The organism is Pseudomonas sp. JQ170C (genome assembly GCF_035581345.1).
Taxonomy (GTDB): domain Bacteria; phylum Pseudomonadota; class Gammaproteobacteria; order Pseudomonadales; family Pseudomonadaceae; genus Aquipseudomonas.
In genome coordinates this window covers 3,169,059-3,193,702 of sequence record NZ_CP141608.1, presented here as the reverse complement: position 1 = coordinate 3,193,702, position 24,644 = coordinate 3,169,059, and the positions used below count along the sequence as shown (strand labels likewise).

17 protein-coding genes and 1 pseudogene are annotated in these 24,644 nt (G+C 64.1%); 15 read left to right on the top strand and 3 right to left on the bottom strand.

Going from position 1 to position 24,644, the window contains the following annotated elements; genetic code table 11:
- Positions 1-124: 124 nt before the first annotated feature.
- The 9 genes and pseudogenes from U9R80_RS14550 to U9R80_RS14510 all read left to right on the top strand — a co-directional run bounded on the left by U9R80_RS14550 (position 125) and on the right by U9R80_RS14510 (position 13,070).
- The gene (locus U9R80_RS14550; protein ID WP_301837572.1) at positions 125-1,186 is read left to right on the top strand and encodes an NAD(P)-dependent alcohol dehydrogenase; all 1,062 of its coding nucleotides are present in this window, start codon (positions 125-127) and stop codon (positions 1,184-1,186) included.
- Positions 1,187-1,321: 135 nt separating this feature from the next.
- Positions 1,322-2,464 carry an acyl-CoA dehydrogenase family protein gene (locus U9R80_RS14545; RefSeq protein WP_301837573.1) on the top strand — a complete coding sequence of 381 codons (1,143 nt, stop codon included), beginning with the start codon at positions 1,322-1,324 and terminating at the stop codon, positions 2,462-2,464.
- Positions 2,465-2,715: 251 nt separating this feature from the next.
- Positions 2,716-5,397 (top strand): LuxR C-terminal-related transcriptional regulator, encoded by a 2,682-nt coding sequence (locus U9R80_RS14540; RefSeq protein ID WP_301837574.1) that lies wholly within the window; start codon positions 2,716-2,718, stop codon positions 5,395-5,397.
- A gap of 560 nt (positions 5,398-5,957) precedes the next feature.
- Positions 5,958-7,103 carry an acyl-CoA dehydrogenase family protein gene (locus U9R80_RS14535; protein WP_301837575.1) on the top strand — a complete coding sequence of 382 codons (1,146 nt, stop codon included), beginning with the start codon at positions 5,958-5,960 and terminating at the stop codon, positions 7,101-7,103.
- 31 nt (positions 7,104-7,134) lie between these two features.
- The gene (locus tag U9R80_RS14530) at positions 7,135-8,277 is read left to right on the top strand and encodes an acyl-CoA dehydrogenase family protein (RefSeq protein WP_301837990.1); all 1,143 of its coding nucleotides are present in this window, start codon (positions 7,135-7,137) and stop codon (positions 8,275-8,277) included.
- Between the two features lie 22 nt (positions 8,278-8,299).
- A pseudogene (locus U9R80_RS14525) lies at positions 8,300-9,202 on the top strand (SDR family oxidoreductase); the annotation flags it as partial.
- On the top strand, positions 9,197-10,117 hold the full coding sequence (locus U9R80_RS14520) for a MaoC/PaaZ C-terminal domain-containing protein (RefSeq protein WP_324805227.1): 921 nt from the start codon (positions 9,197-9,199) through the stop codon (positions 10,115-10,117). The pseudogene U9R80_RS14525 and the gene U9R80_RS14520, both read left to right, overlap by 6 nt.
- Positions 10,118-10,180: 63 nt before the next feature.
- Positions 10,181-11,287, top strand: coding sequence for a thiolase C-terminal domain-containing protein (locus tag U9R80_RS14515; protein WP_301837577.1), 1,107 nt, complete (start codon positions 10,181-10,183; stop codon positions 11,285-11,287).
- 85 nt (positions 11,288-11,372) lie between these two features.
- Positions 11,373-13,070 carry an AMP-binding protein gene (locus U9R80_RS14510; RefSeq protein WP_301837578.1) on the top strand — a complete coding sequence of 566 codons (1,698 nt, stop codon included), beginning with the start codon at positions 11,373-11,375 and terminating at the stop codon, positions 13,068-13,070.
- A 1,171-nt stretch (positions 13,071-14,241) separates the two neighbouring features.
- On the opposite strand, the gene U9R80_RS14505 is transcribed toward U9R80_RS14510, so the two are convergent.
- Both U9R80_RS14505 and U9R80_RS14500 read right to left on the bottom strand, forming a co-directional pair.
- Positions 14,242-15,612 (bottom strand): DUF1329 domain-containing protein, encoded by a 1,371-nt coding sequence (locus U9R80_RS14505; protein ID WP_301837579.1) that lies wholly within the window; start codon positions 15,610-15,612, stop codon positions 14,242-14,244.
- Between the two features lie 25 nt (positions 15,613-15,637).
- Positions 15,638-17,545, bottom strand: coding sequence for a DUF1302 domain-containing protein (locus U9R80_RS14500; protein ID WP_301837580.1), 1,908 nt, complete (start codon positions 17,543-17,545; stop codon positions 15,638-15,640).
- Positions 17,546-17,830: 285 nt separating this feature from the next.
- On the opposite strand from U9R80_RS14500, the gene U9R80_RS14495 reads away from it, so the two are divergent.
- Genes U9R80_RS14495 through U9R80_RS14470 form a run of 6 tightly spaced genes read left to right on the top strand, consistent with a single transcriptional unit; the run spans position 17,831 to position 23,017 of the window.
- Positions 17,831-19,018, top strand: a complete 1,188-nt coding sequence (locus U9R80_RS14495) for a lipid-transfer protein (RefSeq protein WP_301837581.1) — start codon at positions 17,831-17,833, stop codon at positions 19,016-19,018.
- 57 nt (positions 19,019-19,075) lie between these two features.
- Positions 19,076-19,516, top strand: coding sequence for a MaoC family dehydratase N-terminal domain-containing protein (locus tag U9R80_RS14490; protein WP_301837582.1), 441 nt, complete (start codon positions 19,076-19,078; stop codon positions 19,514-19,516).
- A gap of 10 nt (positions 19,517-19,526) precedes the next feature.
- Positions 19,527-19,946, top strand: a complete 420-nt coding sequence (locus U9R80_RS14485) for a MaoC/PaaZ C-terminal domain-containing protein (RefSeq protein ID WP_301837583.1) — start codon at positions 19,527-19,529, stop codon at positions 19,944-19,946.
- A gap of 25 nt (positions 19,947-19,971) precedes the next feature.
- Positions 19,972-20,799, top strand: coding sequence for an SDR family NAD(P)-dependent oxidoreductase (locus tag U9R80_RS14480; protein WP_301837584.1), 828 nt, complete (start codon positions 19,972-19,974; stop codon positions 20,797-20,799).
- A gap of 48 nt (positions 20,800-20,847) precedes the next feature.
- A complete protein-coding gene (locus tag U9R80_RS14475; protein ID WP_301837585.1) occupies positions 20,848-21,504 on the top strand; it encodes a DUF2889 domain-containing protein in 657 nt (218 codons plus the stop codon).
- Complete coding sequence (locus U9R80_RS14470; protein WP_301837586.1) at positions 21,446-23,017, top strand: class I adenylate-forming enzyme family protein; 1,572 nt, start codon at positions 21,446-21,448, stop codon at positions 23,015-23,017. The genes U9R80_RS14475 and U9R80_RS14470 overlap by 59 nt, the downstream gene beginning before the upstream one ends.
- Positions 23,018-23,064: 47 nt before the next feature.
- Here U9R80_RS14470 and U9R80_RS14465 read toward each other — a convergent pair whose 3' ends face one another.
- Entirely contained in the window at positions 23,065-24,585 is a 1,521-nt protein-coding gene (locus U9R80_RS14465; RefSeq protein WP_301837587.1) for a wax ester/triacylglycerol synthase family O-acyltransferase, read from the bottom strand.
- Positions 24,586-24,644 lie beyond the last annotated feature (59 nt).

Sequence of the window (24,644 nt, the reverse complement as noted above, 5' to 3'; positions counted from 1 at the left end):
GGACCCTGTAGGAGCGGGCTTGCCCCGCGAAGAGGCCAGCATGTTCAACATCAATGTTGACCATTCGCACGCTTTCGCGGGGCAAGCCCGCTCCTACGGTCATTCACCTTTGGAGAACTTCTGTATGACTACCTGTATCGGCTATGGCGTCCATGAAGCCAACGCGCCACTCCAACCCCTGCAATTCGAGCGCCGGGCCCTGCGCGCCGACGATGTTGCCATCGACATCGACTACTGCGGCGTCTGCCATTCCGATCTGCATTACGTGCACAACGACTGGAAAAGCACGCGCTTTCCCTGTGTGCCGGGCCACGAAATCGTCGGTCGGGTCAGCGCCGTGGGCCCGGTCGTCAGCCGTTACCGGGTGGGCGATCGGGTCGCCGTCGGTTGCATGGTCGACAGCTGCCAGCAATGTGAAGCCTGCGAGCAGCATCAGCAAGCCCATTGCACCCAGGGCATGACCCCCACCTATAACGGCCTGGACCGCATCAGCGGCGAAGTGACCCGCGGCGGCTATGCCCAGCACATCGTCGTGAACGAGCGGTTTGTGCTGCGAGTGCCGCCGGCACTGGACCCGCGTTTTACCGGGCCGCTGTTGTGCGCGGGCATCACGGTGTGGGCACCGATGCGTGAGTACGGTGTGAAGGAGGGCACGCGCCTGGCGGTCGTCGGGCTCGGCGGGCTCGGGCACATGGCGGTCAAGCTGGCCGTCGCGCTGGGGGCCCGGGTCACGGTGATCACCACATCGCCCGGCAAGGTCGACGATGCCCTGGCGCTGGGTGCGCACCATGTACTGCTGTCTACCGACCCCCAGGCGATGAAAACCGCCGCCAGCAGTTTCGACATTGTGGTCGACACCATCCCGCGCACCCACAACGTCAACCCTTACCTGATGCTGCTGGCGCGCAACGGCAAACTCGTGCTGGTCGGCGCCCTGGAGCCCCTGGAGCCGATTCACGGTGCCTTGCTGGCCATCAATAACCGCTCGATTTCAGGTTCGTTGATCGGTGGCCTGGCCCAGACCCAGGAGTTGCTGGACTTCTGCGCCGAGCATCAGGTGCTGCCTAGCTGCGAAATGATCGACATCGAGGACATCAACCAGGCGTTTACCCGCCTGCAAAACAATGACGTGAAGTACCGCTTCGTGATCGACATGGCTACGCTCAAGTCCGTCGACGCGCTCTGAGGTAGCCGCCGCCAAAGACGTGCGTCACACAACTGAGGCGGCCTACCCACTTCGAGGGGGCGGGGCGAGCGCAAGCCACCCTAAGGTGGTGACAAGGCGTGCACCGCCAGAACCCATCTTTCCGGAGGCAATTGAATGATCCCGCGTACTCTCTTTGATCATGAGCTTGAAGCGTTTCGCAATACGGTACGGCGTTTTCTCGCAGAAGAATGTGCGCCGTTCCATGACCAGTGGGAGCAGGACCATCGGGTACCTCGCCAGATCTGGCAGCGCGCCGGTGAGCTGGGCATGCTCAACGCCACCACTGCCGAGGCCTATGGCGGCCTGGGCCTGGACCGGCGTTTTTCCATGATCGCTGTGGAGGAGGTGGCCCGTGCGGGGCTTTCGGGCCTGAACGGCTTCAACGTGCACGATATCTGTGCCGGTTACCTGATCAATTTCGGCACCGAGGCACAGAAGCAGCAATGGCTGCCGAAAATGGCCAGCGGCGAGGTCATCTCAGCGGTGGCCATGACCGAGCCCGATACCGGCTCGGACCTGCAAGCGGTCAAGACCCGCGCCGTGCTCGACGGTGACGAGTACGTGATCAACGGCGCCAAGACGTTCATTTCCAACGGCACCAACAGCGACATCATTGTGGTGATCGCCAAGACCGGTAACACCGGCAAGGGCTCCCGGGATATCTCGCTGATCCTGGTGGAAGCCGACCGTGTCGGCGTGACCAAGTCCAAACCGCTGCGCAAGGTCGGCATGCATGCCCAGGACACCACCATGCTGTTCTTCCAGGACGTACGGGTGCCCAAGGCCAACATCCTGGGGGGCGAACCTGGCCAGGGCTTCTACCAGCTGATGAAGGAGCTGGCCTGGGAGCGCCTGAGCATTGGCATTTTGGCCATTGCCGCAAGCCAGGCGGTGCTGGAGCACACCATTGCCTACACCCGTGATCGCAAGGCATTCGGCACACCGATCATCGAATTCCAGAACTCGCGGTTCAAGCTGGCCGACCTCAAGACCGAAATCGTCATCGGGCAGACCTACACCGACCGCTGCATGGAGCTGATCCTGCAGGGTGAATTGAGCCCGGAGGCTGCGGCGGCAGCCAAGCTCTGGTGCACCGAGCTGTATTCCAAAGTGGTTGACCAGTGCGTGCAGCTGCATGGCGGTAACGGCTACATGCTGGAGTACCCGGTGGCCCGTCACTACCTCGACAGCCGCGTCAACCGCATTTACGGCGGCGCCAACGACATCATGCGCGAGCTGGTGGCGCGCACCCTCTGACGCCTGACCCTGGGTGGCCCCCCTCCATTGAGGGGGGTGGCCCGCCGGGTTTCCCCGCCACCATCTGTGCCAAAAACGGATACCGAGGCAAGCGGCAACCTGCTCGCGGTGATGACACGTGCTGACATTTACCTGTATTCGGGTAAATAATCCGACCATCGCCAGAACATGGCCACACCTCGCCGATCCGGATCGTGCAGCGCCGACCCGTTGTTTCATCGGATTCGGCAGGATGGGAGACCCGGCAGGACATGCATACCGACAAACTGCTCGTATCGACAAAGTTCGCGCCACCGCGCATTGGCACCCAGACCATCCTGCGCGAACGCCTGCTGGAGGACCTGCGCGGCATGAGCCAATGCCGCGTAGGGCTGATTACCGGCAGCCCGGGTTTTGGCAAGACCACGCTGCTGGCCCAGTGGCGGCAGGTGATGATGCGCTCCGGGGCCGAAGTCGCCTGGCTTGCGCTGAGCGCCGATGACAAGCATGTGTCGATTTTCTTCGCCTACCTGCGCGGCGCGCTGCAGCGCCTGGGTATTGGCCTGGACAGCGGTATCCCCCTGGAAAGTGCCCGCGCGGAGTTCTTTGACCAGGTGGTGGCGGCCATCGTCGAAGGGGCGGGCGCCATCAACAAGGAACTGTTCCTGGTCATCGACGACTACCAGCATGTCACCGACCCGCGGGCCCATCAGCTGATGCAGAAGCTGCTGGATCACAGCCCCGAAAACCTGCATTTCGTTATCTCCTCCCGTGTCGGCCCGCCGCTGAGCTTCAGCCGCCTGCGCCTGGGCGGGCAATTGGTGGAGCTTGACTGCGCCGCATTGCCGTTCGACCTGGCCGAATCGCGCGCCTTCCTCGAACAGAGCCTGCCGGCGATGAAGCTCACCCCGGAGGAACTGCATCAGATCCACGAACTCACCAGCGGCTGGCCGGCCACCCTGCAACTGGTGATCATTCTGCTGCGCAGCGATCCGCAGTCCCGTGGCGCCCTGCGCGACATGGGCTGGCGCTCCGACGACTTGCAGAGCTACCTGGCCGAGGATGTGATGGCGCACCTGCCGCCGGAGCTGGCCTCGTTCATGGAGAGCGTGAGCATCTGCCGGCGTTTCAACGCCTCCCTGGCGCAGGCCATCACCGGTGATCCTGCGGCAGGGACGATGCTCAAGCGCCTGGATGAAGAAAACCTGCTGATCTTTCGCGTCGAGGCCGATGATCGCCAGCCGTGGTACCGCTTCCACGCGCTGTTCGGCGATTTCCTCGCCACGCGCCTGGCGCGTCGCGACAGTGCCGCCCAAACCCAATTGCACAACCACGCCGCGCGCTGGTTCGCCGAACGCAAGCTGCTGGCCGAGGCGGTACGCCACGCAACCCTGGCGGGCGACCTCAGCTATGCCGCCGAGCTGATCGAGCGGGCGGCCCCGGCCACCTGGAGCCTGAGCCAGCTGAGCCCGCTGCTGCGCCTGCTTGACCGGTTGCCGCAGGACATCCTGTTCTCGCGGCCGCGGCTGTTCTTCCTCGGCTGCCTGGCCTACGCGCTCACGGCCCGTCCGGCCAAGGCAGAAGCCTGGCTTGAGCAATTTCACCGCAGCGGGGCTGCGCAGCAGGCCGACGTTGCCTATCGACTGCCGCTGGTGCAGGCGGCGATCGAGGTCCAGCGCGATCGCTCCGAGCCGATCATTGGCCTGCTCAAGGATTTCCAGGCGCTGTCGGACGATTATTCGGTCACGCGTTTCGGCGCACCGGCGCTGCTGGCCATCGCCTACCTGGCGGCAGGAAGGATCGACGAAGCCTTGCAGTGCCTGGATGAAAACCCCATCCCCGAAGCCGAGCGCGATGCTGAAATGGCCTTGGTGGCCGAAGGCGCGCGCACCCTGTGTTACTTGCAGGCCGGGCAGATACATGAAGCCGAGCGCATCGGCTCGGTACAACTGGCGCGCGCCGTGACGGTGCATGGACACCGCGCCGCCAGTGCCTACCTGGGGGCTGCCACGCTGGCCGAGGTCTACCGTGAGCTGGACCGTATCGACGAGGCGCGGGAAGTTCTCGCCAACCGCAATGGCCTGCTGCAGTGGGCCATGCCCGACACCATGCTGCGCGCCACGATCTGCCGGGCACGCCTGGACCTGCTGCAGGACAGCGCGTCGGTGGCCATGGCGTTTCTGGAGCGCCAGGAGCGCCACTTTCGCACCATCGGCCAGGATCGCGCCCTGGCCCACTGCCTGGCCGAGCAGGCGCGCATAGCCTTGCTGGAGAACGACAAGGCCCACGCCGCCGACAAGGTTGCCAAGCTGCAAACGATCGCCGCGCAGCACCAACAGTCCCAAGGCTTTCAAGCCGAGATTCCGGCCATCGCGGCACTGGCGCAGGCGCGCTTGCTGCTGGCCACCAACTACCCGGACAAGGCGCTCGAGGAACTGGCGATTCTCAGTGCCTACGCCAAGCGCTTCAGCCGCGGGCAATTGCAGGTCACCGGCCAGCTGCTCGAAGCCTGTGCCCATGCCGACCTGCTGCAGCCGGAGCAGGCCCAGGCCCACGTGCTCGCAGCCTTGTCCCTGGGGCGTCGGCTGGGGCTGGTGCGGACCTTCCTCGACGAAGGCGAAGTGCTGCGCAAGATGCTTGCGGCGCTTGCCGGCAAGCCGCTGGGCAGCGAAGACGAGGCCTACCTGGGGCGGTTGCTGGAGCGCTTCGGGTCAGCAAGTAGCGGTCGCTCCAGCGAATCCTCGGCCAATGGCCCATCGGCCATGCTGACGCCTCGGGAACTGGCCATCTTGCAATTGATCAGCCAGGCGATGGCCAACAAACGCGTGGCCCTGACCCTGAACATTTCGCTGGAAACGGTGAAGTGGAACCTGAAAAACATCTACGCCAAGCTGGGCGTTTCCAGCCGCTATGACGCAGTGTCCTGGGCCCGCAAGAACAACCTGATCGAATAAACGCAAACCACCACTGTAGGAGCGGGCTTGCCCCGCGATAGCGATCTGACTGCTACATCGCATCGCGGGGCAAACCCGCTCCCACCGGAATTGTTTCGCTATGACGCGGTGCGCAAGAACGGAACACCGCGGTAGGAGCGGGCTTGTCCCGCGATAGCGATCTGACTGCTGCACCGCCTCGCGGGGCAAGCCCGCTCCCACTGGCCTGCTCCCACAGGGCCCGTTTCCACTGGGCTGATCGAATAAGCGCAAAACACCAGAACAACCAGGGCGGGGCGTTGCGTGGACGCGCCGGTGACCTGGCTGGCTGGTGTTTCGCCGACGCAGTCTAAGGTGGTTCGTGCGCCGGCATGCCAACCCTGAAAGGGGGGGCATCGAGCCAGCAGCACGGTGCCGGCCGCACAAAACCCGTGGCAACGGCACGCACCCACGACCGGCCACGCTGCGGCCTCTCTCAATCCCCCCCTCCCCGAGGGGGCGGATCTTCGATACAGCCTCCTATGATCGTTTCAGAGCCCCTTCAAAGGTGGCAAACCGACGACTGTAGGAGAGAACCACCCATGATTGCGCGTAGCCTTTTTGACCACGAGCACGAGGAGTTTCGCAGCAGTGTGCGACGCTTCCTGGCTCAGGAGTGTGCTCCCTGCCTTGAACAGTGGGAAACCGATCACCGGGTCCCACGCGCTGTCTGGGAGAAGGCCGGCGCGCTGGGCATGCTCAATGCCACCACGCCACAAGCCTATGGCGGGCTGGGCCTGGATCGGCGTTTTTCGATGGTCGCCACTGAGGAAATCTACCGCGCCGGCCTGGCGTCGGGGCTGATCGGTTTCGGGGTGCATGACATCGTCGCCGGCTACCTGGTGAATTTCGGCAGTGAACTGCAAAAGCAGACCTGGCTGCCGAAGATGGCGGCAGGCGAGGCCATTGGCGCGGTGGCCATGACCGAGCCCGATACCGGCTCCGACTTGCAGGCCGTCAAGACCCGCGCCGTGCTCGAGGGTGATGACTATGTCCTCAATGGCGCCAAGACGTTCATTTCCAACGGCAGCAACTGCGATGTCGTGGTGGTGGTCGCCAAGACCGGCAACACCGGCAAGGGCGCCCAGGACATCTCGCTGATCCTGGTCGAAGCCGACCGCGCCGGCTTCAGCCGCTCCCAGCCGTTGCGCAAGGTCGGCCTGCATGCCCAGGACACCACCATGCTGTTTTTCGACAACGTCCGGGTACCGAAGGAAAACCTGCTGGGCGGCGTGGCGGGGCAGGGCTTTATCCAGTTGATGAAGGAGCTGGCCTGGGAGCGCCTGTCCATCGCGATCAGCAGCGTCGCCGGCGCCGAGGCCGTGCTGCAAAGCACGCTCGAGTACACCAAGGATCGCACGGTCTTCGGCCAGCCGATCTTTGCCTTCCAGAACACCCGCTTCAAATTGGCCGACCTGAAGATGCAACTGGCGGTGTCGCAGAACTACGTCGACCGCTGCATGGAGCAGTGCCTGGCCCGCACGCTCAGCCCCGAGGCCGCCGCCTCGGCCAAATTGTGGTGCTCGGACCTGTACACCAAGGTGGTGGATGAGTGCGTGCAGCTGCACGGCGGCAACGGCTACATGCTCGAGTACCCGGTTGCCCGTCACTACCTCGATCACCGCGTCCTGCGCATCGCCGGCGGTGCCAACGACATCATGAAAGATCTGGTCGGGCGCACGCTCTGATCCTGGTTGCAGAGGAATACCCATGGAATACCTGATCCCCCGCACATTGTTCAGCACTGAACATGACGAATTTCGACGTGCCTGCCGCCGCTTCATGGAGCAGGACGTCGCGCCTTTCCACGCCCAATGGGAAAAAGACAAGTGCGTTCCCCGCGAGGTCTGGCGCAAGGCCGGTGAACTGGGAATGCTGCTGCCTTCGATGCCGGAGGAATATGGCGGCCCCGGTGCCGACCGCTTGTTCGACCTGGTGTTTTCCGAAGAATTCATGCGCATCGGCGCCTCGGGCCTGATGGGCTTCGGCGTACACGGGCTGGTGGCGTTCTACATCCTCAACTACGGCACGCAAGAGCAGAAGCAGACCTGGCTGCCGCGCATGATTGCCGGCGAAGCCGTGGGCGCCATCGCCATGACCGAACCCAACACCGGCTCGGACCTGCAGGCGGTGCGTACCCGGGCGACGCTCGATGGCGACGCGTACGTACTGAACGGCTCCAAGACCTTCATCTCCAACGGCTCGTCCTGCGACCTGGCCATTGTGGTCTGCAAGACCGGCAACAGCGGCAAGGGCGCCCAGGACATCTCGCTGATCATCGTCGAGAAAGAGCGCGAAGGCTTCAGCCGCTCCAAACCGCTGGAAAAGATCGGCCTGCACGCCCAGGACACCAGCATGCTGTTCTTCGACGATTGCCGGGTGCCGGCGCAGAACGTCCTCGGGGGTGTGCCCGGGCAGGGGTTCTATCAGCTGATGCACGACCTGGCGTGGGAACGCATCATCGGCGCAGCGGGCTTTCAGGCCCAGGCCGAGGCAGCGCTGGACCACACCCTCGACTACACCCGGACGCGCAAGGTCTTCGGCAAACCGGTGCTGGATTTCCAGAACTCGCGTTTCACCCTGGCGCAACTCAAGACCGAAATCCAGATCGGCCGCTCGTGGGTCGACAGCTGCATGGAGCTGTTGCTGCGCGGTGAACTGACGCCCGAAGTGGCCGCCGTGGCCAAGTACTGGACCGCCGAGCTCAGCAGCCGGGTGGTCGATGCGTGCCTGCAGTTGCATGGCGGCAATGGCTACATGACCGAATACCCGATTGCCAGGCTGTACCTGGATACCCGGGGCAACCGGATCTGGGGCGGTACCAACGAAATCATGAAGGAAATCATCGCTCGCACGTTGTGAGCGCGATCATAGGAGAGCAAACGTGTCTCAAGAAATTCGCTTTGACGGCAAAGTTGCCATTGTCACCGGCGCCGGCAACGGCCTGGGACGCGCCCACGCCTTGCTGCTGGGTTCCCGGGGTGCCAAGGTCGTGGTCAATGACCTGGGTGTCAGCACCGAAGGCCTGGGTACCTCCAGTTCCGCGGCCGATGCCGTGGTCGCGGAAATCCGCGCCCTGGGGGGTGAAGCTGTCGCCGACTACAACTCGGTGACCGAAGGCGAGAAAATCGTCGCCACCGCGCTCGAGGTGTTCGGCACCGTCGACATCCTGATCAACAACGCCGGGGTCCTGCGCGACAGTTCGTTCCACAAGATGACCGAAGCGCAGTGGGACCTGATCCAGGACGTTCACGTCAAGGGTGCCTTCCGCCTGACCCACGCCGTGTGGCCGATCATGCGTGAGAAGGGCTACGGCCGCATCATCATGACCGCCTCCGGCGCCGGCATTTTCGGCAACTTCGGCCAGTGCAACTACTCCACGGCCAAGTCCGGCCTGATCGGTTTTGCCAATTCGCTGGCCATCGAAGGCGCGAGCAAGAACATTCGCGTCAACACCATTGCCCCGGTCGCCGCGTCGCGCATGGTGATCGCCAGCGGCCTGTTCCCCCAGGAGCTGCACGACAAGATCAAGGTTGAAGACTGTGCGCCCCTGGTCGGTTGGCTGTGCAGCGAGGAATGCGCAGACACCGGCGGCCTGTTCGAGGTCGGTGGCGGCTTCCATGCGAAATACCGTTGGGAGCGTTCCCACGGCCGTTTCCTGCACACCGATACCCTGAGCCCGGAGCTGGTTCGCGACAACTGGTCACGCATCACCCAGTTCGATGAGCACAGCGCACACCACACCGACGGTGCCGAGGGCCTCAAGGAGCTGTTTGTACGCATGGAGTCGCCGACCAAGGGTGGCAACGCCTTCGTTGACATGGAAGTGGCGGGCAAAGCGGTGTCCCTTCTGGAAACCGAATACGACCAGAACGATGCCGCGCTCTATGCACTGGCCGTCGGCGCCGCCAAGGACCCGCTGGACCGCGACGAACTGAAGTACGTCAACGAGTTCCTCGGCGACGAGTTCCGTGTGCTGCCGACCATGGCCGTGTTGCCGGCCACCGAAGTGTTCCTGCGGGCGGCCAAGTCCGGCGAGCCGCAGCTCGAAGGGCTGAACGTGCCGTTCGCCAAAGGCCTGCATGGCGAGCAGTACACCGTGATGTATCGCCCATTGCCGCCCAAGGCCAAGCTCAAGCACACCATGCGCCTGAAGTCGGCCATCGACAAAGGCAAGAGCACCGTGACCATCCTGGCCATCGAGACCACCGACGAACACGGCACGCCGCTGTTCTACAACGAAGTGACCGGTTTCTATCCGGGTGTGCCGGGTGCGGGCCTGCAGCGTGTGCCAAGCGAAGAAATCAACGTGGCGCCGCAGCGTGAACCCGACGCGGTACTGGCCGACAAGACCGAGGTCAACCAGGCGCTGCTCTATCGCCTGTGCGGCGACTGGAACCCGATGCACATCGATCCGGACTACGCCGCCAACGCCGGCTACGAGAAACCGTTCCTGCATGGCTTGTGCACCTTCGGCTACCTCGGCCGCCATGTGATCAAGGCCTTCTGCGGAAACGACTCGCGCCTGTTCAAGAGCGTACGCGCGCGCTTCGCTTCCATCGTGATGCCGGGCGACACCCTGGAAACCCGCATGTGGCGTGAGTCGTCGACGCGCATCATCGTCGAGATGCGTGCCGTGGAGCGTGACGTTGTCGTGTTGAAAAATGGTGCGGTCGAATTGTTCGAGTCCGTGCCGGCCTGAGTCCCTGGCCACCTGCCGCTTCCATGAACGGAAGCGGCAGTTTTTCTATTTCAGGAGAGCACGATGCAACGTTGCGTCAATGTGATTGGCGTAGGTATGTCGCCCTTCAGTCCCGCCGTGCTGGGCCCGGACCCGCCAGGGCTGATCGGCGCGACGATACGACAGGCGCTCACCGATGCCGGCGTGTCTGCGCGCCAGGTGGCGGCGGTGTATGCCGTCACGGGCAAGGTGGATGGCGCGACCTTGCAGCGTGCTCTGCAACCGCTGGGGCTTGCGCAGGTGCCGCTAAGCCTCTTTGCCCAGGACAGCGCCGATGGCAGTGCCGTGTTGGCGCGCGCCTGCCAGGCGATCAGCCTCGGGCAGGCACAAAGCATTCTGCTGCTGGGGGTACAGGGGGAGCCGACCATGCCGGCCCCCGCCCTGGGCTTGGCGCGCCTGGGCGCCACGGCGCGCGAGTACATGGCGCGCTACCTTAGCCGGCCGGAGACCTTCGCCATGATCGCCGTCAAGGCGCGCCAGCATGCCGCGCTCAATCCACTGGCGGCGTGCAAGGACGTGTTGACCATGGATCAGGTGCTGCAGGCACGGATGATTGCCGATCCGCTCACCCACCTGCAATTTGCCTGGGCCAGTTCCGGAGCAGCCGCGCTCTTGCTCTGTTCCAGTGAGTTTGCCGCGCGCCACGGCCACAGTGCGGTCGTGCGTGTTGCCGCCCAGGCCTGCGTCTCCCCGCAGCAGGTCAACGGCCTTGTCCAGGGCGCGACCTTTGCGGGCGTCAACTACGACGTCAACGTCGCCGCCGCCCGGGATCTGTACGAGCAGGCGGGCAGGGGGCCGCAGGAGATTGCGGTCTGCGAACTGCACGACACCAGCACCGTCAGCGAATTGTTGCTCTACGAGGCGCTGGGATTCTGTCCGGAAGGCAATGGTGAGAAACTGGTCGAAGATGGCGACAACACCTTCGGCGGCAATCTGGTCATCAACCCGTCCGGTGGCTTGCTGTCATTGGGCCAGGCGGGTGCGGCGAGCGCGCTGGCCCAGTGCATAGAGCTTGTGTACCAGCTGCGCGGGAGCGCTGGCCAACGCCAGGTCGCCGATGCGCAACTGGCCCTTGCGCATCAGTCCGGCAGCGACGGCACGGTAACCATCACCCTATTTCAACGCGATTGACGAGGGCGCCGAACAGGCGTCCCGACGGACCAGGAACAGCATAATTTCAACGGGTGAACACCGCCCTTCAAATGCAGGATCTGTCATGTACAACAACAATAAGCATTCGACACTGTTGCATCGCTTCCTTCACTGGGAGCACAGCACGCCAGATTCAATCTACCTGACACAGCCCCTGCCCGATGGCAGCGTGCAAGACTACAGCTGGCGCGAAGTGGGCGACCAGGCGCGGCGCATGGCCACGCATTTGCAGAGCCTGGGCTTGCCGGCCAAATCCTCCATTGGCCTGTACGGTAAGAACACGGCCCACTGGATCATCGCCGACCTGGCGATCTGGATGGCCGGTCACGTCAGCGTGCCGCTGTACACCACGGCCAACAGCGACACGGTGCGCTACGTGCTGGAGCACGCTGAAGTACGCTTGCTGTTCGTCGGTCGCCTGGAAGGCGACGCGGCGGGCTGGAACGCGGTGTGTGCCGCGGTCCCCGCCGACTTGCCGCTGATCGACTTGCCGATGTCCGGCTGCGGCAAGGGGGAATCCTGGGCGCACATCGTCCAGCGTCAGGCGCCGCTGCACGCGGTGGTCGAGCCTGCCCCGGGCGATCTCGCCACCATCATCTATACCTCGGGCAGCACCGGCGACCCCAAGGGCGTCATGCACAGCTTCGGCGCGATGTACGCCGCTCCGGCGGTGACGGGCTGCATGTATGCCAATGGCCAGGGCACCAGCAGCAGCGACCGGCTGCTGTCCTACCTGCCGCTGGCCCATACCGCCGAACGGGCAGTGGTCGAAGCGGTGTCGCTGTACAGCGGCTGCCGGGTGTTCTTCAACCTGGGGCTGGAAACCTTCAGCGAAGACCTGCGCCGCGCACGTCCGACCATCTTCCTGTCGATGCCGCGCCTGTGGGGCAAGTTCTATCAGGGCATCAACGAACGGATCGACCCTGCCAAACAGGCCGCCGCCTTCGCCGACCCGGTGGAAGGCAAGCTGATGAAAGCGCAGATCCTCTCGGCCCTTGGGCTTGACCAGGTGCATACCGGCCTGTCCGGCTCGGCGCCGCTGCCGGTCAAGGTGATGGAGTGGTACCGCGAGCTGGGCCTTGAGCTGCTTGAGGGCTATGGCATGTCGGAGAACTTCGGCACCTCGCACTTCAGCCTGCCGGGCCAGGTGCGCGTCGGCTACGTTGGCGCGGCGATCCCCGGGGTGGAGTGCCGGATCGGCAACGACAACGAAATCCTGGTGAAGAGCCCGGCGCAGATGCTGGGCTACTACAAACGCCCTGAACTGACTGCCGAGAGCTACACCGCCGACGGTTTGTTCTGCACCGGTGACCGTGGCGAACTGGACGAACAGGGGCGCTTGCGTATTACCGGGCGGGTCAAGGAGTTGTTCAAAACGGCCAAGGGCAAGTACGTGGCGCCGGTGCCGATCGAGGCCAAGCTGGGCAATCACCCGCGTATCGAGGCGTCCTGCGTCACGGGTGTGGGGCTGGCGCAGCCGTTGGCGATGCTCAATGTGTCGCCCGATACCCGGGCAGCGTTGGCCACGGCCGAGGGGCGCGACAAGGTGGCGACTGAGCTTGAGGTCTTCCTGGCGGAGGTTAACGCGCAGTTTGAGTCACATGAGCAGTTGGGGTGTCTGGTGGTCGTTGCAGAGCCCTGGACTGTCGGGAATGCGCTGCTGACGCCAACCTTGAAGATACGCCGGAGCCTGATCGAGGACCGTTACCAGGGGCAGATCGAGGGATGGGACGCGAGTCGCTGCAAAGTTGTTTTTGAGTAAGTAAGGGAAACGCCGGGATACGCTATCCCGGCGTTTCCATGTCTGCCCAGTGATGTGCAGGATGCTTCATGCGGAGAAAGCCCGCTTTTGTAGCCGCTGGCGCCAGCCTGCGATCGGCCGCGCAGCGGTCGTGGTTCAGGCAACATCATCTGAGCAAGTCGCAATGGCCTCTCGCGGGACAAGCCCGCTCCCACAGGATTACGCCCGGTAGGAGCGGGCTTGCCCCGCGATGCGCAGAATGCTGAATGCGGGGAGATCCCGCCTTCGTAGCCGCTGGCGCCAGCCTGCGATCGGCCGCGTAGCGGTCGTGGTTCAGGCAACATCATCTGAGCAAGTCGCAATGACCTTTCGCGGGGCAAGCCCGCTCCCACAGGATTACGCCCGGTAGGAGCGGGCTTGCCCGCAATGCGCAGGATGCTGAATGCGGGGAGAACCCGCTTCCGTAGCCGCTGGCGCCAGCCTGCGATCGGCCGCGTAGCGGTCGTGGATCAGGCAACATCATCTGAGCAAGCCGCAATAGCCTCTCGCGGGGCAAGCCCCACACAGGATTACGCCCGGTAGGAGCGGGCTTGCCCCGAGATGCGCAGGATGCTGAATGCGGGGAGAACCCGCTTCCGTAGCCGCTGGCGCCAGCCTGCGATCGGCCGCGTAGCGGTCGTGGTTCAGGCAACATCATCTGAGCAAGCCGCAATGACCTCTCGCGGGGCAAGCCCGCTCCCACAGGTGGGACCCTGCTCTAGATCTTGATCTTCATGCACGAAAGTTCAGACGCCGCGGAGTGCGACTTCAGGAGGCCGAGTGGAGGTGCCTGTAGGGGCAGTGCGCAGCACCTTCGGCGTAGCCGAAGACGCGAGACGTAGACTTGGCGAAGCAAGTCGTAGGCCGCGTGGCCCCGGAAGGCGCCGGAGCGAGGGGACCCGGAGCGCAGCGTAGGGCCGTATGCAGGAGCGAGTGGTTTTGCCTACTTTTCCCCAGAGAAAAGTAGGCCGCCGTAAGGGCGGAAGGGGCCGGCAGCGTCGCCGCATGAAACGGATAGACCCCCAGCACCAGCACCAGCACCAACACCAACACCAACACCAACACCAACAACACAAACACCAACACAATCCCAAACCAACCCAACGAAAAACGCCCCGCAAGCGGGGCGTCTACTCAATCACCGCCAATCACCTCACCGAATACCCGCATTGCGCAACGCCGCCGGCGTGAAATCCGCCAGCTTGGTCCGATTCCCGTACTGCGGCGCCAGCTTCGCCTCATTGCTCAAGGTCGCGACAATGTAACGACCGGCCAGCAAGTCATAGAACCCTTGCGCCGCCGGCGCATTCAAACCCTTCTCGAAATTGTTGTAGGTATAGTTCTCACCCACCCGCCACAACTGCCCGCGACCGTCGTAATGATCCACCTCGGCCAGCGTCCAGGTGTCTTCATCAAAGTACATATCGCGCTTGGCATAAATGTGCCGCTGGCCGGCCTTCAAGGTCGCCTGCACATGCCACACACGATGCAGCTCGTAACGGGTCAGGTCCTGATTGATATGACCAGGCTTGATGATGTCCGCGTACTTCAGGCTCGGCGACTGCAGCCTGTAGTTGTTGTACGGGATGTACATCTCCTTCTTGCCGATCAGCTTCCAGTCATAGCGATCGGGAGAGCCGTTCATCATGTCGGCGTTGTCGGACGTGCGCATGCCGTCCGAGGCAAGGCCCGGGGCGTCGTACGCCAGTTGTGGCGCGCGACGAACACGGCGTTGGCCCGCGTTGTAGGTCCAGGCCTTGCGCGGCTCGGTGACCTGGTCGATGGTTTCATGGGCCATCGACACCGTACCGGCCAGGCGCGCCGGCGCGTTCACGGCGAAGATGTAGTAATAGAGGATGTTTTTCTCGGCCTGCAGGTCCACGCCATCCATGTACTGCGGGAAGCTGTTCTGGTCGTGGGTCTCGACGATGGTGTAGTCGCCATTGACCTGCGGCACCGCCTGGACCGACCAGCGCTCGACGTTCTCGCCGCGAAAACGCGTCACGTAGTTCCAGTAGACTTCAACGCCGTTCTTGGGGATCGGGAAGGCGTAGTAACGCGAGTCGGAAAAGTTGCTCAGGCCGGTGCCTTCGTTGACCGACTGCACATTGACCGCACTTTTCTTCGCCGCCGCGTAGATGCCCACCGGCGCCGCAGCGGTACGGTGGGTCGGGAAGACCGGGATTTTGTAGGTGTCCGGATAGCGCTGGAACATGGCGAGCTGGCCGGGGGTCAGCTTGTCCTTGTACTGCTGGACATTGGCCGCGGTGATGGTGAACAGCGGCTTCTCGTTCTTGAACGGGTCACCCAGGAAACCCTTGCTGTCCACGGCTGCCGCGCCAGGCTTGAGGCCGCCGTCCCAGGCGGGAATGCTCTTGTCGGCGTTGCCTTCCTTCTGCGCGCCCAGTGGCGTCAGGGTCGTGCCCAGTTGCGCCGCTTCCTGTTCGCTGACGGCGGCCATGACGCTGCTGGCCAGCAGGGCGAGCGTCAGGCCCGCGCCGGTGATGATCGTGCTTGCTTTCATGGAATTACCCTCTGTCTGTAGCGCCTCAGAAGTTGACGCCGAAGCTGAGCGAGACGTAGTCCCGGTCGGTGGTGGTATTGAATTGGCCGCCAAAGAAGTCCGTGTAGCTCAGGCTTGCGGTGTAGGTGGAGAGGTAGTCGGCATCCACGCCAACGCTGACGGCTTTGGCGCCTTCCTCGAAGTTCGGCCCCCAGCCGTCCACGTCGTGGGACCAGGCCAGGTTCGGAGAAAGGTTGATACCGGCGACGACGTTGGTGTAGTCCAGCTTGGCCCGCATCCGATAACCCCAGGAGTCGGTGGTGTAGAAGCCGTGGCTGTTGCACTCCAGTTGCGGGTTGGTGGCGGTGGCGCAGACGCTTGCGTTCTGGCTGCCCGGAAACTCGCCGGCGCCGTAGACCGGGCTGCGGCCGAAGCGCACGTCGGTGCCGTCGGCCGAGCCCAGGCCGTTGATGCGGTTGTAGCCCACTTCGCCTATCAGCGTCAGGCGGCTGGCGCCCAGTACCTGGTCGAAGAACTGCGTGGCAGTCACCTGCGCCTGCATCACCGGCATGCGTTTGTAGCCCGGCAGGTCACCGCCCAGGGCTTGCGCCGTTTCGCCAGAGGTGAACAGCGGCGAGGTCTGGGTGCGCAAGTCGGTGTCGGTGGACTGAATGGCCGCCAGGTTCAGGTCGGCGGTGTTGATTTGCAGCGGCATGTTGGGGCGGTAGCTCAGTTCGCCACCCACGGAGGTTTCGCCCACCGTGGTCTGGAAGCTCAACCCGTACAGGCGGATGTCCTCGGGGTAGTCGATGAAGTAACGGGCGGCACGCACCCGGTCGAACTGGTTCTGGGCCACGCCGAGGGGACGCGCCGCGGCAGGCAGGGCGCCGACCTGGGCCGCGGTGATGGGCGCGACGGTGGTTTGCTTGAAGCTCAGGTACGGGTTGCGGCTGTGGTAGTTCATGGCATAGAAGCCGAACTCGGTGTCGTGCAGCTGCGGTGCGAACCAGCGCAAGGCGATACCGAACTGGCCGCTGTCGCGTGGGTCGTTGTCCTTGACCCGCGGCATGTACACATCATCCACCACGCGCCCGCCAAGAATCTGCGCGGCGGTGGCGGTGTTGTTGGCCACGCCCGGCGCCAGGTCGGGGCCGGCGAACACCAGGCGATCGTTGCAGCCCTGGGGCAGGGGGTCGGAACCGAAGAAGGTGCCGCAGTTGTCGACCACCGAGTTGGCCCAGGTGATCTGATAGAAGCCTTCGACGGTGAGGTTCTCCGACAGGCCCTGGGAGACATAGAGCATGTTGACCGGAATCAGGCCTTCCTTCACTTCGGCACCGGGGCGGCGCAGGGCGGCCACGTCGATGGGGTTGATGCTGTTGATCGAGTTGCCGATGAAGGTGCTCTCGCCCCAGCTCACCACCTGCTTGCCCAGGCGCACGTTGCCCGGCAACTCGCCGATGCTGTAGTTGTGATAGACGAATGCGTCGAGGAATTCGGCGCCGGACGACTTGGCCAGGTCTTCGCGGCCACTGTCGTCGATGTCATAGAACAGGCGGTGTTCGTCCTTGAGCTCGAAGTCGTACCAGTACTTGCCGCGCACGAACACGCCGCTGTCACGGTACTTGAGTTCAAGGTCATGCACGCCCTTGAAGATCTTCGAGAAGGTTTCGCCCTTCTTGAAGTTCTGCCGGTTGTCATCCGCCGTGCGGGTAGCCGACTCACCGCGAAGGCCCAGGGTGTTGCCGGCGTTGATGAAGGTGGGGTCCGGTCCGCGTACCGCCCAACTGGAACCAACGGAGAGGGACGAATCGAACTGCCCTTCGATCTCGCCGATCTGGAAGTCGAGGGCATTGGCACCGGTGCACGTCCCAAGGCCCACGGCCAGGGCCAGCAGGTGAGGGCGCAGTTCGATGGGCAAGGTGGTTGAGGGCCACTGGCGTCGGGAGCTCATATGTCTTGCGAAAGTCACGTGTTGGTTACCCCTTTGATCTTGTTGTTCTGGTGTACCGCCACGCCACGCTACCGCCGCCGTCCTTTGTGCCTCCCCCTCCAGTGGGGGGGGATACCCCCCGCCCGTCGACTCCCCGCGATGCCGTCGCGATGACGCCCGTGCCCCCTCCACCGGGGGGGGCATGCGGTGCGGCGCTGTGCGTGACCATCGACCCACGGTTGGCTGCGTTCGCCTCTCAACCTGGGCGTGCAGCACAGGCCTTGAACACTGACCTTGGAGAAAGTGATGTCGCAGAAAGTAATTGTTGCCGGTGTCGGCATGATCCCGTTTGCCAAACCCGGCCAGAGCGGTACCTACATCGAAATGGGCGCACAAGCCATTCGCCAGGCACTGCAGGATGCCGGCCTCGACTACCGCAAGGTGCAACAGGCCTACGCCGGGTACGTGTACGGCGACTCCACCAGCGGCCAGTCGGCGCTGTATGAAGTGGGCATGACCGGCATTCCGGTGATCAACGTCAACAACAACTGCGGCAGCGGTTCTTCCGCGCTCTACCTGGCGCGCCAGGCCGTGGAAAGCGGCGCCGTGGACTGCGCCCTGGCGTTTGGCTTCGAGCAGATGCAACCCGGTGCCCTCAAGTCCCATTGGCTCGACCGCCCGATCACCTACGGCAAGGGCCATGAAGTGGCCGACGCGATCTTCCCTGAAGGCCGTGAAATGCCGGACGCCCTGAAGTTCTTCGGCGGTGCGGGCAAGGAGCACATGGAGAAATACGGCACGAAGATGGAAACCTTCGCCGCCATTCGCGCCAAGGCCAGCCGCCATGGCGCCAACAATCCGCTGTCGGTGTTCAAGAAGGTGCTCACCACCGAAGACGTCATGGCCGACCAGGTGATTTTCCCTGGCGTCATGACCCGCCTGATGGCGTGCCCACCGACCTGCGGGGGCGCGGCGGCCATCGTCGTTTCCGAGCGGTTCGCCAAGCAGCACGGCCTGCGTACCGATGTGTGCATCCTGGCCCAGGCGCTGGTGACCGATCAGCCGCACGCCTTCGATCCGCCTTCGCTGATCAGCATCGTTGGGGTCGGCATGACTCGTCAGGCAGCGACAGAGGTGTACGAGAAAGCCGGCGTCGGTCCGGAAGAGATCCGCATCTGCGAGCTGCACGACTGCTTCGCCCATAACGAGCTGCTGACCTACGAGGGGCTGGGTTTCTGTCCTGAAGGCGAAGCCGAAAAGTTCGTGATGGACGGTGACAACACCTATGGTGGGCAAGTGGTGATCAACCCGTCCGGCGGCCTGCTTTCCAAAGGCCACCCACTGGGCGCCACCGGCCTGGCCCAATGCTACGAGCTGACCCATCAGCTGCGCGGCACCGCCGACAAGCGCCAGGTGGAAAACATCCGCCACGCCTTGCAGCACAACCTGGGGTTGGGCGGCGCGGGCATCGTGACGCTGTTCGGCCACGGCTGATGGCACGGCGCGCCCGTTGCGGGCGCGTCCTTTCTCTGACGGACAGGACGGTGTGAGATGGCAGACAAAAGTTTGATCGGCCGATCATTGGGCGTGACCCACTGCGAAGTGGAGAAGGGTCGTTTGCGTTTCTTTGCCAAGACCATCGGCGAGACCGACCCGGTGTACACCGATGAAGACGCCGCGCGACAAGCCGGGCACCGCTCATTGCCGGTACCGCCCAGCTTCCTGATGTGCCTGGAAGCCGAGGGGCGCGACAGCGACCATATCGTCCAGGATATTTTCGGCTTCGACCTGGGGCGCATCCTGCACGCCGAGCAGGGTTTCGACTATCACGCGCTGGCCTATGCCGGCGACGTGCTCACCTTCGATACCCGGGTGGTGGATGTCTACGAGAAAAAAGGCGGGGCGCTGACCTTCGTGGTGCAACAGACCCGCGTCACCAACCAGGAAGGTCGGCACATCGCCGACATCCGTTCATCACTCGTGCAGCGCTGAGGAGTCCGCCATGAATCTATCCCGGTTGCGTGACGTGCAGATCGGCTACGAGCTGCCGCCCCTGGTCCTGCCTGCTGTCAATCGCACCACGCTGGCGCTGTATGCGGGGGCGTCGGGGGATCACAACCAGGTCCACATCGACCTGGATTTCGCCCGCAAGGCCCGCCAGCCCGATGTGTTCGCCCACGGCATGCTCTCGGTGGCCTACCTCGGCCGCCTGCTCACCGGCTGGGTGCCGCAACAGCAGATCCGCAGCCTGGCGGTGCGCTTCACCGGCATCACCCATCTGGGGCATGTCCCCACCTGCCACGGCACGGTCATTGACCTGATCGAGGTCGAGGGTGAACGGCGCGCGCGCCTGGCGATTCGCTGCGTCAATCAATACGGCGACGAAAAACTGGTCGGCGAAGCCACCGTGGCACTGACCTGAACCCAACAAGAACAAGGAACATCCCATGAAAAAGCTCGAAGGCAAAGTTGCCCTGGTCACCGGCTCCGGTCGTGGCATCGGGCGCAGTGTCGCGCTGAAACTGGCCAGTGACGGCGCGCGCGTGGTGGTCAACGACCTGGACGCGGGCCCCGCTGAAGAAGTGATTGCGCAAATCCGTGCCCTGGGCGGCGAAGCCGTTGCCTGCGTGGGCAGCGTCACTGCGGTGGATTTCGCCGACCGCTTCGTCAAGACCGCCGTCGACAACTACGGCACCATCGACATCATCGTCAACAACGCCGGCTACACCTGGGACAACGTGATCCAGAAGATGAGCGACGAGCAGTGGTACGCGATCATCGACTGCCACATCACGGCGCCGTTCCGCATCCTGCGTGCTGCCCAGCCGATCATCAGCGCCATGGCCAAGAAAGAGGCCGCCGAAGGTCGCGTGGTCAATCGCAAGGTGGTCAACATCGCGTCCACCTCCGCGGGCGGCAACCCGGGCCAGGTCAACTACTCGACGGCCAAGGCCGGCGTGTTGGGCATGACCAAGTGCCTGGCCAAGGAGTGGGGACGCATGAAGGTCACCGTCAACGCTGTTGCCTTCGGCCACATCGAAACCCGCCAGACGCAGCCGGTGGAAGGCGATCCGCATTTCATCAACATCGAAGGTCGCGAGATCAAGGTGGGCATCAGCCCGGCGATTGTCGAGCAGTCCAAGAGCATGATTCCGCTGGGGCGTCCGGGCAACACCGAGGAAGCGGCCGGTGCCGTGTACCTGTTCTGCATTCCGGAGTCCGATTACGTCAGCGGCCAGGTCCTGGTCTGCGGCGGTGGCCTGGGTAACGTCTGAGAACCCGGCGGGGCGTTTCGGCGCTCCGCCTTGCTGGAGTGCATGGCCATGGCAGTGCCCATTTCCGGTCATCCCAAGCGACGCCTGCTGCACACCCGCAAGGTGGTCTGCAGCGGTTATGAGCGCGAGGATGGCCTGTTCGATATCGAAGGATGCCTGCTCGATACCAAAGGCATCGCCACCCAGTTTGTCTACAACACGGTTCCCGCCGATGGTGTGCTGCATTACATGCGCATCACCATGACCCTCGACCTGAACATGGAAATCCGCCAGCTCACCGCCGTTACCGAAAAGGCGCCCACACCGGTGTGCGGTCAGGTCAACCGGGCCTACGCGGCATTGGTGGGGCTGCGCATCGGCCCTGGCTTCAAGCAGCGGGTCGCAGAACGTGTCGGCGGATTGAAGGGCTGTACCCACCTCACCGAAATGCTCGGGCCGATGGCAACCACCGCCATCCAGACCCTGGCCCCCGTGATGCAAAAGCGCCTGCGCGAGCGTGCCGCGACTGATCCGGATTTCAAGATGCCGGATCACTGGGTGATTGGCACCTGCCATGCCTACCACCCCGATGGCGACGCCGCGCGCCGCGTCAACGAGTGGCGTCCCGGCAATGACGCCGGGGCTCATAACCCGCATGAGGCCCCTGATGAAGATGAACTTCGCACGCACCTTCGCCCAGCTCGCCCTTCGCTACGGCGATCATGAGGCGCTGGTCAACATCGAGCGCAACCGCCGCTACAGCTTTGCCGGGCTTCACCGGCTGACCAACCGAATCGTCAACATGATGCGCGAGCGGCTGCAGCTCAGGCGCGGTGACGTTTACCTGTGCATGCTGGAGAACGATAACCTGTCGCTGCTGCACACCTGGACCGCGCTCAAGGGCGAGGCGGCCGTGGCCTACACCAACCTGCGTGACGCGCAGGACGAGCACAGGGCCCAGGTCGAGTTGCTGCGGCCCAAGGTGGTGTTCCTGGAGAACCTGCTGCTCGAGCGCTACTTCGACTGGCTGCACGCCGCAGGCATTACGGTGGTGTGCATGGACCCGCCGGCTGTCCCACGCGAGGGGCTGTACAGTTTCGATGCGCTGCTGGAGGGCATCGGCGACCACGACCCGGGCATACAGAGTGATACGCGCGAGGACGTCCTGGTCTACCGCTTCACCGGCGGCACCACCGGCAAGAGCAAGTGCGCCCAGTACACCCTGGACAACTGGCTGGCCTGCCGTGACGCGTTCTATGCCGAGAGCGAGCAGGCCTTCGATGCCGCAACCCGCCTGCTGCACATGGCGCCGATCAGCCATGGCTCGGGGTTGAGCCTGTTGGCGACCCTGTTCCGCGGCGGTTGCACGCTCACCCAGAACGCCCCGGACCTGGCCCTGTGGTGCCGCAACATCGAGGCCGAACGGGTGACGGTCGGCTCGCTGGTGCCGACCCTGTTGTATCGCCTGCTGGACCTGCCGGCCGCCACCGATCATGACCTCTCCAGTCTGCAGACCGTCTACTACGGCGCTGCGCCCATGAGCCCGAGCAGGCTTGCGCAGTTGCAACAACGCTTTGGCAACCTCTTTGTGCAGATCTACGGCGCCACCGAGTGCCTGCAGCCGGTCGCGACCCTGGGCAAAGCCGACCACTTGCTGGCCAGCGAAGCGGGCCGGCTGGCGTCGGCCGGCCGGGTGGCGCCAGGGGTCGAGGTGATGATCGTCGACGAGCACGGCTTTGAGCTCGACGCGGGCGGCACGGGCGAAGTGTGGCTGCGCAGCCGGGCCACCATCGGCGGCTACCACGGCAACCCCGAAGCGACCGCGGCCGAGTTCACCGAGGGCTTCTGGAAGTCGGGTGACCTGGGCTACATCGACGAGCAGGGGTATCTGTTCATCGTCGATCGCAAGAAAGACATGATCATCACCGGCGGCTTCAACGTCTATGCGGTCGAGGTGGAGGCGGCGCTCAATGCCCATCCGGACGTGGCGCTGTCGGCTGTGGTGGGCATTCCCCACGCGCAATGGGGCGAGGCGGTGCATGCCGAAGTGGTGGCCAGGGCTGGTACGCAACCTTCGCTGGAGGCGCTGATCGAGCACGTCAAGGCCCGGCTGGGACGTTTCAAGGCGCCCAAGTCGGTGGTGCTGGTCAATGAGCTGCCGATCAGCCCGGTGGGCAAGGTGCTGCGCCGCCAGGTGCGTGACAAGTACTGGAAGGATCAGGCCAGGTCGGTTTCCTGAGTGCGTCCTGCCCGTCTGCACTGCGCAGGCGGGCAGGGCGCTCACGGCTAGAGCGTCTGACTGTCGTCGGGCGTGGGTGCGGCAGCGCGTCGGCCGGCACGACGCGGTTTCGCCGCCTTGGGCAGCGTCTGCGCGGCGGCGTTGGCCAGCGCCTGCATTTCCTCATAGGAATCCCTGAGGCACTGCGCAAGGAAATCCTGGTCGGGAACGACGTTGGGTGAGCTGGTCAGTGAGATGAACATCTTGTCGCAGTAGCTGGTGGGGTTCCAGATCAGCGACAGGCCATCCACCAGCGGGCCCACGCCGCACCAGTACACCAGCTTGGCGCCGAGCATGTAGAGCGGCACGTTGGGGCCCGGGACGTTGGTCACCATGCAGTTGTGCAGCACCACCGGGCCCTTGCCGCCCATCCCCATCAGCGTCGCGAGGCGCCCGGCCAGGCCCAGGGTGGCCGGAGGCGCGAATTTTTGCAGGTTGGTCAGGTCGCTCGCGCCTACCGCATTCTGGATTGCCTTGGATTGCGAAGTGGCGGCCTGCAGCGCCTGCAAGCGGGCCAGCGGGTCCTCGATGTCGGTGCCCAATGGGAAGGTGAGCATCGACACCGTATTGCCGGCGGCGACGGATTCATTGCCCTGGCGGGTGTTGACCGGTGCCAGGGTCACGCATGACTTCTCGGGCAGTTCATCCTTGGCCATCAGGTAGCGACGCATCGCCCCGCCGACCAGAGCGAGGACCGCATCGTTGACCGTCGCGCCCGGTACCAGGTTCTTGATCTGTTTCACCACGGCCAGCTCGAGTGTGACCGAATCCCAGACCCGGCTGGACACCACGTTGCTGTTGAAGCGGGTGCGCGGTGCGCCGCCTTCGCGGCCCAGCACCGTATGCGCCACTTTGCGCAGGCTGGCCACGGTGAGCTTGGGCAGCACCCGCACCAGGGGCCTGGCCATGCGGGCGGAGGCGGTGATGTTGTCGGTGAGCATACGGCTGACGGTGTCCAGCGGGCGCCAGCGCAGCGGCACGCTCGCCGGCGCGGGCTTTTTGTCCACCACGGCAACCGGCTTGCCCTGGGCGCCGGCCAGATCATGCAGGGCCCAGGTCAGTTCGGCCGCGGCGGCGCCGTCCATGGCGGCATGGTGAGACTTGGTGAGGATGGCGAAGCTGCCCTTGGGGATGCCTTCGATGTTGTCCAGGCCCTCGATCACGTACATCTCCCAGGGCGCCCGGGACAGATCCACGGAGCGGGCATGGATGCGCGACACCATGATGCAGAACTGGCGCCAGTCGCCGGGCTTGGGGAGGGCGAAATGGCGAACGTGGAAGTCGATGTCGAACAGGTCATCCTCCACCCAGTAGGGGTAGCCCAGGCCGAAGGGCACCTGGACGATCTTGCGCTTGAACACCGGCGAGACGTCCAGACGCTCGCAGATATGCTGGACGATCTGCCGAAAGCCCAGGCGTTGCCCCTCGACCGTGGACTGGTCGTAGATGTAGATCATGGTGCAGTGCGACGCGGCATGGGGACGATCGACGTTCAGGAACAGGGCGTCTTGCCCGCTCAGTTTGCTCATCGTGAAAGCTCTCGCAGGGTGGTGGAGGTGGACTGGCTGAATCCCGGGAGCTGAACCGC